Raw genomic sequence first — 12871 nt, 5'->3', positions numbered from 1 at the left:
GCTATTGTTATTGTTAAACGCGAGTGTGGATATCGGTATTCACAGTGGCATCGGCGTTATCGATCTTGTCCGCAGGAACGATCTCGATCACCACCTTCGGTTCCCACGCCTGCCAGTCGTCGCCAAATAATTCAGCAGGATGTGCGGTGCGATCGGCACCATTTCCACAACGCATAGCATCGGCCGGGCAGTACTCGTCACAACCCCAGCAGATACGCTCAGGATTCTTGGGTTGCACAGGAAACTTTTTTGCCATCGTCGCCACCGTTTCAATGCCTTAATTTCATCTTACCCTGTCCGGCAAGACACTTCCTTGATCCAGGACTAGTTTTGGCGAGCCTCCACCATCTGGTCACAACAAACGCCTTAGCGATTGGGGAAACGAGAGCTTCCATACGCAAGAGGTAATACGGAGACGATCCTCGTTGACACAGCACAAAGTTGCTTAAAAATAAGTCACAAGAAAGTTATAGAAACGGCGTTTTCTGTCGTTAAGCAAAGACAGAGGTATTCGTCTCTGAACTTATTCTGAGGAGCGCAAAATGGATCTGAGTGTATCGGGCGTCAACACAAGTACGCCGACAGTATCTGCAAAACCATCAACGACCGTCAAAAGAGCAGATAGTAATGGCGAGAATGCCAGCAATGCCGTCGCGAGCGACAAAGTCAGCCTCGATTCCAGTTCCGCCGCAAAAAACTCTCCGGTCTATGCAGATCCGAGAACCAAGACATCCTCAAGCTCGGATGTTGCCGCTGCAGTCGAAGAAGCCAATCGCAAGGCGCAACAAATCACGGATTTAATTAAATCTGCAGTGCAGCAGCAAGGTTTGCAATTATCCAAAGTTGTCAGCGGCGAACAAAAAATCACTGCGTCGGCCGACGACATCAAGGCGGCGCAGGCAGCGATTGCCGACGGCGGTGAGTTCAGTGCACAAAAAACCGCAGAGCGCATTCTGACCTTTGCCAAAGCCGCCATCGGTGGCGACCCGGCGAAATTGCAGAAAATTCGCGATGCTGTAGAAAAGGGCTTCAAGGAAGCCGCCGATATCCTTGGCGGCAGCCTGCCAGACATCAGTCAGCAGACTTTAAAAGCTGTTCGCGCAGAATTTGATCGCTGGCAATCACAGGGCTTACCGACTGGCGATACGGTCAGTTTATCGTCCCCGGCGCAAGCATCGTCGGACATTAAAAAATAGCATTCATTACATAAAAAAGCCGCTGCCGTCGAGATGATGGCAGCGGCTTTTTCTATTCTTTCTTTTGCTATGTCAATACAGCCTCCGGTATAGATTCACATTGGACATGCCAAATGCTTCGCAAGGCTGCCTGCAATTTCCTTATTTCTGTTTCCATATACTGGGAGGGAGTATCTTTAAAAACAGGCTGATTGTCCTATTAAAATAGGGGTCATTAAAATATACTCCCCCCAAAAAACTACCTACGGTATCGCCGTATCCAGCTTCCGTGCGGTCGTATCACTCCTACGTTGTTGACGAGAATACACTGAAGGCGACACTTTGTTTGCTACACTGCCAGCTCAGGTACAATCGCGCCCCGGCACACGACCCAGCGTGCAACATCACTATTCAAAAAAATAACAGGCTCAGCATGAATTTACCTTCTCCACAATTGCAATGGACAGAAAACGACGAAGTACGCAGTTGTCGCTGGCATGCTGAGAATGGCACACCGCCGCCAAAGCGGGTGCAGATCGCCGATGACCGCATGAGCACAGAAATCGCCTACAAGCTGGCGTGCGAAGGAACCGCCTTGTTGTGGCGCGGCGATTTTCAGAATGCCAAACAATTATTGCAGGCACTCGCCCGTCGCATCGACAAGAAACCGGCCGGTAAAAAAACGAAAGTGGCAGCGACCGCCGCCGAAGCCTTCCATTTACACCGGCAGGCACAATCCCAGCGCGCGCGGGTGCTGGCCATGGTATTGATTCCATTCGAGGCGGATTACCGTATTCCCCTGCGCCGCGCGCCAGATGTTGTTACTGCCTGCACTGAAGCCTATGGCGCATCTGACACCGCATTTGTCACCTCATTACGTGAATTGCTCGGCATCATCGGCGCCCATGAATGGCGTAAAAGTGGTGTGGACATTGCGGCACTGGGCGCAAAAATCCATCCGCATTACGGCGTGTTTTCCCCGGTGCGTGGTGAATACCTCGATCTGCTGGCAAAAGCGCCTTTACCCTCGACCGAACTGGCATTCGATATCGGCACCGGTACTGGGGTCGTCTCGGCGCTGCTGGCAAAACGTGGCATCAGAAAAATTGTCGCGACCGACCTCGATCCGCGCGCCCTGCGTTGTGCCAGTGACAATCTCGAACGGCTTGGATTAACAACGCAAGTCGAATTGCAGCAAACAGATTTATTCCCTGCCGGTAAGGCGCCACTGATCGTCTGTAACCCGCCGTGGTTGCCAGCACGTCCGAATTCCGCTATCGAACACGCCATCTATGATCCGGAAAGCCGCATGTTACGTGGCTTTCTGGCCGGTGTTGCCGACCATCTGGAAGCCAATGGCGAAGCCTGGCTGATCATGTCCGATTTTGCCGAACATCTGGGCTTACGCACCCAGACTGAACTATGGGACTGGATAACCGCCGCCGGTCTCGTTGTCGCAGGCAAAATGGATATCAAACCACGTCACCCTAAATCCACCGACAGCAGCGATCCCTTGCATGCAGCGCGGGTAAAAGAAGTGACTTCGTTGTGGCGTCTGAAATTAAAATAAACTTCGACATCGTCATCGCACATCGGTAATTCACCATCAGTCATTCACAGCATCATACTTAACTTAATTTTCGTCCGCACGCCATCTCACCATCATGAATAAACCAGCCCGTATCCTGACCTTCAAATGTAAAAACTGCAGCAAATCTGTTCAGGTCTTTTTGCAAAAAGTCTCCGCCTGCTCGCACATACAACCCTATCAGGGCATCTGCACCTGTGGTAAAGTTATGAAACATGCAACCGGCAACAAAGAAGCAGTCGAGTCCTACCTGAATTCAAATGACGTCACCTGGTCGCACCATCATTAAGATAACTTATTGGACAAAACAGTCATGCCCACACCTCCATCGCAAGCAGAACAATGGCTGAGAGATGCGCAAGCCGCCGTTGCAAGGCAGGAACCGGCATTCGCGTTAGAGAAATATCTGCAGTTTTTTGAGCATGCATTGGAAGAGAATCCGGCGCTCAGCGCTGTCAGGCTTTCGTTTTGTCTGAGTGGGTGGGCTGATCTGGGGAAAAACTATCCGCCAGCACAACTGAAATTGGAACAGTATTGCGAGCAAAGCCTGCAGAAATTCATGGCGACGGGCATTGCTTCTGATTTCCACGATTACCTCGCGATTTGTCGTCACATCGAAAAATCTGACGCGGCACTCGACACGTTTTGCCGGATTCACGAGAGCCACCCGGCTCTGGCGGCCAGCGTTCACGACCTGATTTGGGAGCAACTGGTCCAAGCAGAAAAATGGCTCATCTGCGCCAGCTATCTGGACGACTATCAGAAAAAGTATGAGCTGGCATTAGACGTATATCTGGGTTCAATGAGAATCGCGCAAAAGCATCCCGACACCGGCGACGAATTCATTACAATCAGCCTACAGCGATTCGCAGACCATATCCGCCATTTAATCTCCGCGCTCGAACATACTGGTCGACAGCAACAGGCAGACAACATTTGCGGGAGTGCCAATCAGGCAATCATCACGCATCAGATTGCGCTTGATTCCTTCACCTGTGCTGGCAGGAAGCCGCAATAACCCTCAGCACAAACGAAAAACGACCGTGCCAATGCGGCAAAAATGTGCGATGAATGCGGGAAAAGCGCCCAGAAACGCACTGAATCCATCCGGAATTCGCGTTTTACACGGCTGCTATGAGCGAAAGCATTTATAATCTACCGCTTTGGTGCGACACGACACTTTGTCCCCGTGTAAAGAGAAATAACTCTTTTAAATAAAATTTCCCTAACTTTTTCAGGGGAGTAGGAAGATCAACCTAAGTAATTTATAGGGTTGATTAGAGGTAGTTTTAGTGCATTGTTGTACCTTCTGGTACTTCGACGTCCAATAGGAGGTTTGGTGCACCAAGAACTTCCTCTAGAGCAGTAGTTACATCGGCTAGCTCTACGGTTGCCAATATGTTTTCGCCGTCAATGATGAAGCCGCGCAGTTGTAATTCACCTTCTGGTGGAGCGTAGTGAATCATGGGGAGGTAATAACCGTCAACTTCGATGACTTTGACATTCAATGTGCCTGAAGTCGCCCCGAGTGTTTTTAACTCTTCGGTCGAAATTTTAGGTAACTGAGATAAGTCTGTATATATGGTCATTGCATTCCTTAGTCGTAGAAGTTGGACACCAATTTACCGGTGTGAGAATTAGCTGTAAAGGGACAAAAGCTCTATTTGTCATTGTTCGGTTCATCATTTGAAAACTGATGAGTAGTGAACCTGTTATGCGACTAATAGTAGTCTACGGGAACATGCGAGGCTGGTAACGGCAGCGTGTGAAGCTTCCCTGACAACGTACTCCCCAGCGATGGGCGTATTTCTGCCGTGAGGTAGTCATATGGAAACTTCGAGCAGTGACGAGGTTGAGAGGCTAGGCTGGCTGGTATGGGTAATGTAAGTGAATTGCTATTAAACTTCGTAAAGATTGAAGTGCCAAAACTGCTGTCAGGCACTAACCAAAAGGTATGTGGTCGGTTATTCCGCTCAAAGCTCGGAATACGTCGTCATCAGACCACCGGAGAAGAGGCAAACCCTAACCCAGTCGTGTGACAAATAGGGAACGTGGAAAACCCGACTCTCCGCCATATCCCCATTAATATATCGGATATTGGCAGGTAACCCGTGAGGGAAACTGTTGGAGGAGCGGGCATGGGAGGATAGAGAAAGCGAATGCCGGGCTGTAACGGTTCGGATAGGGATTCAAGATTTGTCCCGACCTGAAAGGGTGCAGACTTCTATCTGGTCTATCGTCGCAAGACGGCTGACCAACCCTTTATCTTGGATGGGATAAAGGATGGGTATCAAGCACTATTAATATGATACTCACCGGACGGATATTTTTACTTGTGGGAGCTATGGACGCTCCCACAAGGAGCGTTATGGTTTTCCACTTGGGAAATTGAAGTCATCTTTCAATTTACAAGGAGGAAAGCAGCATGAGAGTGCATATCCATATGGATGTGTCTGCGCTTTCTCACGCACCGCAAGACTGGCACGCCGTTAACTGGCGGCAGGTCGAGAGGAATGTGAAAGGGATGCAGATCCGAATTGCGAAGGCTACACGGGAAGGCAAATGGCGCAAGGTGAAAGCCCTGCAACGAATGCTGACCCGCATGCTCTCTGCAAAGTTATTAGCAGTAAGACGTGTTACTGAGAATCAAGGTAAACGTACAGCGGGTGTAGATGGTGAGCTATGGGAGTCACCTGAAACGAAATGGTTGGCAGTTAACAGGATGAAGCCGCGTGGATATAGACCTCTGCCTTTGCGGAGAATCTATATACCGAAAGCGAATGGGAAAAAACGCCCCTTAGGGATACCCACTATGCGCGATCGGGCTATGCAGGCTTTATTTTTGTTGGCGTTGGAACCCGTGTCTGAGTCGACGAGTGACCCGAATTCTTATGGATTTCGGAGCAATCGATCAACAGCAGATGCGATGTCTCAACTATTTGTCAATTTATCCAAGAAAGCTTCGGCTCAATGGATATTGGAAGCAGATATAGCAGGCTGTTTTGATAACATCAACCATGACTGGCTGATTAAAAATGTTCCTATGGAGCATTCAATTCTGCGGAAATGGTTGAAATCTGGCCTAGTTTATCAAGGGCAGTTTCAGGAGACGGAAGCCGGTACGCCGCAAGGGGGAATCATTTCCCCTACTTTGGCAAATGTGACACTAAACGGGTTGGAATCTGGCTTGATTGATTTCTTAGGTCAGACTAAAGCACGTAAGCTAAAAGTGAATGTAGTTCGATATGCTGACGACTTTGTGATAACAGGTGCCTCTAAAGATGTCTTAGAGAGGGAAGTTAAACCTTGGATACAGTCATTCCTTGCAGTCAGAGGATTGCAGTTATCAGAAACCAAAACGCATATTGTTCATATTGACGAAGGCTTTGATTTTCTAGGGTGGAATTTCCGTAAGTATCAGGAAAAACTGCTCATCAAACCAAGTAAGAAAAACGTGCAAACGTTTTATCGCAAGGCCAAGGAAATCATCAGTCAACATAAGACGGTAAAACAGGGGGAGTTAATCCAAATGTTGAACCGGATTCTACGAGGCTGGGCGCAGTATCACAGTCCGGTAGTAGCCAAAGCGACGTACAACCGAATGGATAGCCTGATTTTCAAGGCGATCTGGCGGTGGGCGGCACGACGACATCCAAATAAAAACGGTGAGTGGATACGGAAGAAGTATTTCCACACCACTGGCGAACGAAATTGGGTGTTCGCAGTACCTGTAGCGAACGAAAAAGGGGAAACAACGCTGACAGAACTGTACCAGTTATCCGGGACAGCAATTAAGCGGCACAAGAAAATCAAAGGGGCGTATAACCCGTTTGACCCTGAATGGGAAATGTATGGCGAACAATTGCAACAGGAACGCATGTTGGAAAACATGCGGCATCGTAAGCAATTTATTCGGATGTACATTGATCAGAAAGGACTTTGTGCAATATGCAGTTGCAAGATGACCAAGACAACAGGCTGGCATGACCATCACATTGAATATCGTGTGCATGGAGGTTCTGATGCTTTGGGAAATCGGGTACTATTGCACCCCAATTGTCACGCCCAAGTACATAGCACTGGTTTGAAAGTAATAAAGCCGGCTCCCACTTGGGGGCTTTGAAAAAAAATGGTTACTTCTTTTTAGAAGTATTGTTATAGGCTTGAGCCGTGTGCGGGGAAACTCGCAAGCACGGTTCTTAGGGGGGAATGGGTCAGCAATGACCTGTTCCTACCCTACCAGCAGTTTTCTGGACACAATGAAGGTATTTCGCGGACTTCCGAATGCAGCCTCCCGTGCCGCTTGTGCATTGGCGATAGGCAACTTTGATGGGGTGCATCTTGGTCATCAGACTTTGCTCGCCCACCTGCGCGACGCCGCTAACCGTCTCGGTATCGAGGCTGCAGTGATGACGTTTGAACCACATCCCCGCGCATTCTTTGCCAAACTGGCTGGCGATTTATCGAAAGCACCTGCACGAATTGCCAATCTGCGTGACAACCTGACTTCGCTGCAAAACGCCAATGTCGATCGCGTGATCGTCGAACATTTCAATGCCCATTTTGCCTCGCTGTCGCCGCAGGACTTTATAGAAAAAGTGCTGGTCGAAGGTTTGCATGTGAAATGGCTGATGGTGGGTGAAGATTTCTGCTTCGGTGCCAAACGCGCCGGCAGTATCGCAATGCTGGAAGCTGCTGGTAAAGTCCACGGCTTTGAGGTCGTGACTTTAGCTTCGGTGCAAAATAAAGGCGTCAGAATCTCCTCCTCGGCCGTTCGCGCCGCGTTAGTGCAAGGTGACTTTGACGAAGCCCAGGCATTGCTTGGCCACCCTTACCGTATTTCTGGTCATGTGATACACGGGCAAAAACTGGGTCGTACGATTGGTTTTCCGACGCTGAATTTACGCATCGCGCATCATCGCCCTGCCCTGACCGGTATTTTTATTGTGCAGGTACATGGCCTCGCCGCTCAGCCGCTGCCTGCCGTCGCCAGTCTGGGCGTGCGCCCTACCGTGGATGATAGTGGTCGCGTGCTGTTGGAAACGCATGTGTTCGACTACAGCGGCAATGCTTACGGCAACATCGTACAGATCGAGTTTTTACAGAAACTGCGTGACGAAGAGAAATATAGCGATCTGGAAACACTGACAGCCGCGATTCAGCGTGACGCCGATCAGGCGCGTTCTTATTTCGGAGTAACGACACGCATCCCCGCCAGTAACGCTACTGACCGAATTTGAAGAAACACCGTACGGCTTTTCTTCTTCCTCTCTCTTTACAAGAAAATTCATCATGTCTGAAAACAAAGCGGCTAAATCTGCCAATAAATATCCGGTCAACATGACCGAAACCGCCTTCCCTATGCGTGGCGACCTCGCCAAACGCGAACCTAAATGGGTCAAGGAATGGCAGGACAAAAAAATTTATGAACGTGTGCGCAAGGCTGCTGCCGGTCGTCCAAAATTCATCCTGCATGACGGCCCACCATACGCCAATGGCGATATCCATCTGGGTCATGCTGTCAACAAGATATTGAAAGACATGATCATCAAAGCCCGCACTATGGCTGGCTTTGATGCACCGTATGTACCTGGCTGGGATTGCCACGGTATGCCGATTGAAATTCAGGTCGAAAAGCTGTTTGGCAAAAACCTGCCAGTGGCCGAAGTGCATGCCAAAGCGCGCGCGTATGCGAATGAACAGATAGAAAAACAAAAAGCCGGCTTTATCCGTCTGGGCGTTCTGGGTGAATGGGATAATCCCTACAAGACTATGGCATTCGGCAATGAAGCCGATGAATTGCGTGCACTCGGCAAATTACTGGAAAAAGGCTATGTCTATCGCGGCCTGAAGCCAGTCAACTGGTGTTTTGACTGCGGCTCTGCACTGGCTGAAGCTGAAGTCGAATACGAAAACAAACGCGATCCATCCATCGATGTCGGTTTCCCGTTTGCGGAACACAACAAACTGGCTGCGGCCTTCAAACTGGATAAGCTGCCACTGGATAAAGGCTATTGCGTGATCTGGACCACAACGCCGTGGACCATCCCGTCGAATCAGGCATTGAACATGCATCCTGAAATCACTTACGCACTGGTCAAGACCCAGCGCGACGGTGAAGACATCCTGCTGATACTGGCAAAAGACCTGGTCGAAGCCTGCCTGACTAACTACGGACTGACTGGCGAAATCATCGCCACCTGTCTGGGTGCAGATTTATCCGAAATTAAATTTAAACATCCGCTGGCGGCAATGGATGCGGGCTATGACCGTTTCTCTCCGGTCTATCTGGGTGATTACGTCAGTACCGAAACCGGTACCGGCGTGGTTCACTCTGCACCAGCCTACGGTATAGAAGATTTCCAGTCATGCAAAGCGCATGGCATGAAAGACGACGACATCATCGCCCCTGTCATGGGTGATGGCAGATTCGCGTCCAGCCTGCCTTTCTTCGCTGGTATGACAATCTGGGAAGCGTCCAAGCCTATCTGCGAAAAACTGAAAGAAGCGGGTACATTGTTCTCGCTGAAAATGTTTGACCATAGCTACATGCATTGCTGGCGTCATAAAACGCCGATCATCTATCGTGCCACTTCCCAGTGGTTTGCCAGCATGGACAATACGCCCACAGCGGGTGGCGACAGTCTGCGTCAGACTGCATTGAAAGCCATCGATGAAACAGCATTCTTCCCCGCGTGGGGTAAGGCACGTTTGCATGGCATGATCGCCAACCGCCCTGACTGGACCTTGTCACGTCAGCGTCAATGGGGCGTACCGATGGCGTTCTTCCTGCATAAGGAAACCGGCCAGTTGCATCCACGCACGCCAGAATTGCTGGAACAGATCGCTCTGCGCATGGAAAAAGAAGGTATCGAAGCCTGGCAAAAAATCGAAGTCGCGGATTTGCTTGGCGATGAAGCAGATATGTACGTGAAAAACCGCGACACGCTGGATGTCTGGTTTGATTCCGGCGTAACACATCAGACTGTCTTACGTGGTTCACACAAACAACAACTACAGTTCCCTGCTGACCTGTACCTCGAAGGCTCTGATCAGCATCGCGGCTGGTTTCACTCCTCGCTGTTGACTGCATCCATGCTGGATGGACGTGCGCCTTACAAAGCCTTGCTGACACACGGTTTTACTGTCGATGGCGAAGGTAAAAAAATGTCCAAATCTTTGGGCAATACTTTAGCACCGCAAAAAATATCCGACACACTCGGCGCAGACATCTTGCGCCTGTGGGTCGCATCGTCTGATTATTCAGGTGAATTATCTATCTCTGACGAAATCCTGAAACGTGTGACGGAAGCCTATCGCCGCATCCGCAATACCTTACGCTTCTTGCTGGCGAATACGTCGGATTTTGATGCGGCAAAAGATGCGGTCGCGATCAATGAGCTGCTGGAAATCGACCGCTACTCAATCGCCAATATGGCAGCGTTGCAGAAAGATATCCTGGCGCATTTTGATGCGTTTGAATTCCACCCTGTGGTCAGCAAATTGCAGTCATTCTGCTCGGAAGATCTCGGTGGTTTCTACCTCGATATTCTGAAAGATCGTCTGTACACCAGCGGTACAACGTCGCATGCGCGTCGTTCGGCACAGACAGCGATCTGGCATATCACGCAATCGTTGCTGCGTCTGATGGCACCGATGCTGTCGTTCACTGCGGAAGAAGCATGGCAATTCTTTGCCGCAGCCGATGCCTACAAAGACAGCGACGAAACCATCTTCACACAAACCTATTACCAGTTACCGGAAATCGCCGATGCTGCAACCTTGCTCGGCAAATTCAATACCTTGCGTGCAGTGCGTACGGATGTGACCAAACAACTGGAAGAAGTACGTGTATCTGGTGCGATCGGCTCATCACTGCAAGCAGAAGTCGCAATCAAAGCTGCAGGAGACAAATTTGCGGTGCTGAGCAGTCTGGCAGACGATTTGAAATTTACGCTGATCACCTCTGCTGCCACAGTTGAGCAAGTCGCGACAGAGGCGGAAGAAGCCGTCGTCGTGACGCCATCCAAATATGAAAAATGCGAGCGCTGCTGGCATTATCGTGCAGACGTTGGCAGCCATACCGAGCACACAGGCTTGTGTGGCCGCTGCGTCAGCAATTTGTTTGGTGCGGGTGAAACGCGTCGTTTCGCGTAATTTTCAATACAGATAAACAAGGTGGAGCAGAACATCATCTGCCCGTCTTGTTTAAATGAAGCACAGACGCAAAATTGTTCCGGCGAGGCATGATGGCGATGTTGCGTAAGTCAGCAAATGAAACTGCTTTAACTTTCTGACATCGCCTGCTTTCAGGTAAGGTTACGCCCATTCTCTTCTTTTCAGACTATCCATGGCTACCAAAAAACGTTCGAATTTCTCTGCTGGTTCAACTACTTCAGGTTCCTCCCTGATACCCTGGCTGGGTCTGGCGACGATCATTATTCTGTTTGATCAGGTCAGTAAAATCACCATCACCAAATTATTCGCCTATGCTGAATCGCTGAGCATTACCTCTTTTTTTAATCTGACGCTGGTGTATAACAAAGGCGCGGCATTCAGCTTTCTGGCTGCGGAATCTGGTTGGCAGCGCTATTTCTTTACCGCGATAGGGCTGATTGCAGCGGCGTACATTACTTACCTTCTGAAGCGTCACTCGACGCAAAAGCTGTTTTGCTCAGCACTGGCGATGATTATGGGTGGTGCGCTGGGAAATGTGATTGACCGCCTGTTGTATGGTCATGTGATTGATTTTCTGGATTTCCATTACAAAGAGATTTATCACTTTCCGGCTTTCAATATCGCCGATAGTGCGATTGTGGTCGGCGCAGCCCTGTTCATTCTGGATGAATTGCGTCGCGTCAAAAAATAAGGAGTGCTGAACATGGGTCTGCGACTGGCTGGAAAAAAAATTGTGCTTGGCATGACCGGTGGCGTCGCCTGCTACAAGGTCGCTGAATTAACAAGGGCATTAGGTAAAGCAGGCGCTCATGTACAAGTCGTGATGACGCAGGCCGCAACACAGTTCATCACACCTGTGACGATGCAAGCCTTGTCAGGCAATACCGTGTTTACCGATCAGTGGGATGCGCGCATTCATAACAATATGCCGCATATTGATCTGACGCGCGATGCCGACGCGATCATCATTGCCCCCTGCAGCACCGATTTCATGTTCAAGCTCGCCCATGGTGCGTGTGACGATTTGCTGTCCACGCTGTGCATAGCCCGGCCTCGTCACGTTCCTTTACTGATCGCCCCGGCAATGAATGTCGAGATGTGGCAAAACGCGGCGACACAACGTAACGTCGCTCAGATTGAAGAGGACGGCATACAGGTTCTGGGGCCCGCTGCAGGCGACCAGGCTTGTGGCGAGACCGGCATGGGACGCATGCTGGAGCCTGAGCAATTACTCACGGAAATCATCGCGGCATTCCAGCCGAAAATACTGGCTGGTAAGCACCTGCTCATCACAGCAGGCCCAACCTTCGAACCTATCGACCCGGTGCGTGGCATCACCAATTTATCTTCCGGAAAAATGGGTTACGCGATTGCACTTGCCGCTTGGGAAGCCGGCGCACATGTGACCTTGATATCAGGCCCGACCGCTCTCGAAGCGCCGCATGGCGTGCGCCGCATCCACGTACAGACCGCGCTGCAAATGCATGATGCCGTGCTGAAAAGCCTCGCACAACACAAGCAGGATATTTTTGTTGCCGTCGCGGCCGTGGCCGATTGGCGAGTTGCCAATGCAAGTGAGCACAAACTGAAAAAAACGCAGCACGATGACACGCCACAACTGGTGTTTGCACAAAACCCGGACATTCTGGCCACCGTTGCCGCGATGCCCGGCGCGCCTTACTGCGTCGGCTTTGCAGCGGAGTCAGAAAATCTGCTGGAATACGGTGCCGCGAAACGTATCAAGAAAAATATACCGCTGTTGGTAGGCAACATCGGTCACCACACGTTCGGCAGAGACGACAATGAACTCGTCTTATTTGACGAGCACGGACACACCGCGCTGCCACGTGCTGACAAGCAAACGCTGGCAATTCAATTGTTGGCTGAAATCGCGCGACGCTTGCCACATTAATTGAACAAACTGTTCGCC

Annotated in this window: 11 protein-coding genes; 9 read left to right on the top strand and 2 right to left on the bottom strand. The window is 50.2% G+C overall.

Translation table 11 applies throughout. The annotated features are described in order from the left end of the window. Positions 1–13: 13 nt before the first annotated feature. Positions 14–256, bottom strand: a complete 243-nt coding sequence (locus tag H8K26_RS11450) for a DUF3079 domain-containing protein (protein WP_186883264.1) — start codon at positions 254–256, stop codon at positions 14–16. A gap of 286 nt (positions 257–542) precedes the next feature. Here H8K26_RS11450 and H8K26_RS11445 point away from each other — a divergent pair, with 286 nt between their 5' ends. The 4 genes from H8K26_RS11445 to H8K26_RS11435 all read left to right on the top strand — a co-directional run bounded on the left by H8K26_RS11445 (position 543) and on the right by H8K26_RS11435 (position 3781). Further along, positions 543–1196 carry a DUF5610 domain-containing protein gene (locus H8K26_RS11445; protein WP_223826972.1) on the top strand — a complete coding sequence of 218 codons (654 nt, stop codon included), beginning with the start codon at positions 543–545 and terminating at the stop codon, positions 1194–1196. A gap of 412 nt (positions 1197–1608) precedes the next feature. Beyond that, complete coding sequence (locus H8K26_RS11440) at positions 1609–2745, top strand: methyltransferase (protein WP_190479600.1); 1137 nt, start codon at positions 1609–1611, stop codon at positions 2743–2745. A gap of 94 nt (positions 2746–2839) precedes the next feature. Next, the gene (locus H8K26_RS17755; RefSeq protein ID WP_223826971.1) at positions 2840–3052 is read left to right on the top strand and encodes a hypothetical protein; all 213 of its coding nucleotides are present in this window, start codon (positions 2840–2842) and stop codon (positions 3050–3052) included. Between the two features lie 24 nt (positions 3053–3076). Continuing rightward, positions 3077–3781 carry a hypothetical protein gene (locus H8K26_RS11435; protein WP_190479598.1) on the top strand — a complete coding sequence of 235 codons (705 nt, stop codon included), beginning with the start codon at positions 3077–3079 and terminating at the stop codon, positions 3779–3781. Between the two features lie 271 nt (positions 3782–4052). On the opposite strand, the gene H8K26_RS11430 is transcribed toward H8K26_RS11435, so the two are convergent. Further along, on the bottom strand, positions 4053–4352 hold the full coding sequence (locus H8K26_RS11430; RefSeq protein WP_190479596.1) for a hypothetical protein: 300 nt from the start codon (positions 4350–4352) through the stop codon (positions 4053–4055). Positions 4353–5188: 836 nt separating this feature from the next. Between H8K26_RS11430 and ltrA the strand changes: the two genes are divergently transcribed. The 5 genes from ltrA to coaBC all read left to right on the top strand — a co-directional run bounded on the left by ltrA (position 5189) and on the right by coaBC (position 12853). Beyond that, positions 5189–6886 carry a group II intron reverse transcriptase/maturase gene (gene ltrA, locus H8K26_RS11425; RefSeq protein WP_190479595.1) on the top strand — a complete coding sequence of 566 codons (1698 nt, stop codon included), beginning with the start codon at positions 5189–5191 and terminating at the stop codon, positions 6884–6886. A gap of 136 nt (positions 6887–7022) precedes the next feature. Continuing rightward, the gene (locus tag H8K26_RS11420) at positions 7023–8003 is read left to right on the top strand and encodes a bifunctional riboflavin kinase/FAD synthetase (protein WP_190479730.1); all 981 of its coding nucleotides are present in this window, start codon (positions 7023–7025) and stop codon (positions 8001–8003) included. Positions 8004–8055: 52 nt separating this feature from the next. Then, on the top strand, positions 8056–10920 hold the full coding sequence (gene ileS, locus H8K26_RS11415) for an isoleucine--tRNA ligase (RefSeq protein ID WP_190479592.1): 2865 nt from the start codon (positions 8056–8058) through the stop codon (positions 10918–10920). Positions 10921–11113: 193 nt separating this feature from the next. Further along, positions 11114–11632, top strand: coding sequence for a signal peptidase II (lspA, locus tag H8K26_RS11410; RefSeq protein ID WP_190479591.1), 519 nt, complete (start codon positions 11114–11116; stop codon positions 11630–11632). Between the two features lie 18 nt (positions 11633–11650). Then, positions 11651–12853: a bifunctional phosphopantothenoylcysteine decarboxylase/phosphopantothenate--cysteine ligase CoaBC gene (coaBC, locus tag H8K26_RS11405; protein WP_190479728.1), complete on the top strand. Its 1203-nt coding sequence runs from the start codon at positions 11651–11653 to the stop codon at positions 12851–12853. Positions 12854–12871: the final 18 nt, after the last annotated feature.

Source organism: Cognatundibacterium aquatile (genome assembly GCF_014699135.1).
Taxonomy (GTDB): domain Bacteria; phylum Pseudomonadota; class Gammaproteobacteria; order Burkholderiales; family Burkholderiaceae_D; genus Undibacterium; species Undibacterium aquatile.
This window is presented reverse-complemented; position numbering and strand designations above follow the sequence as displayed.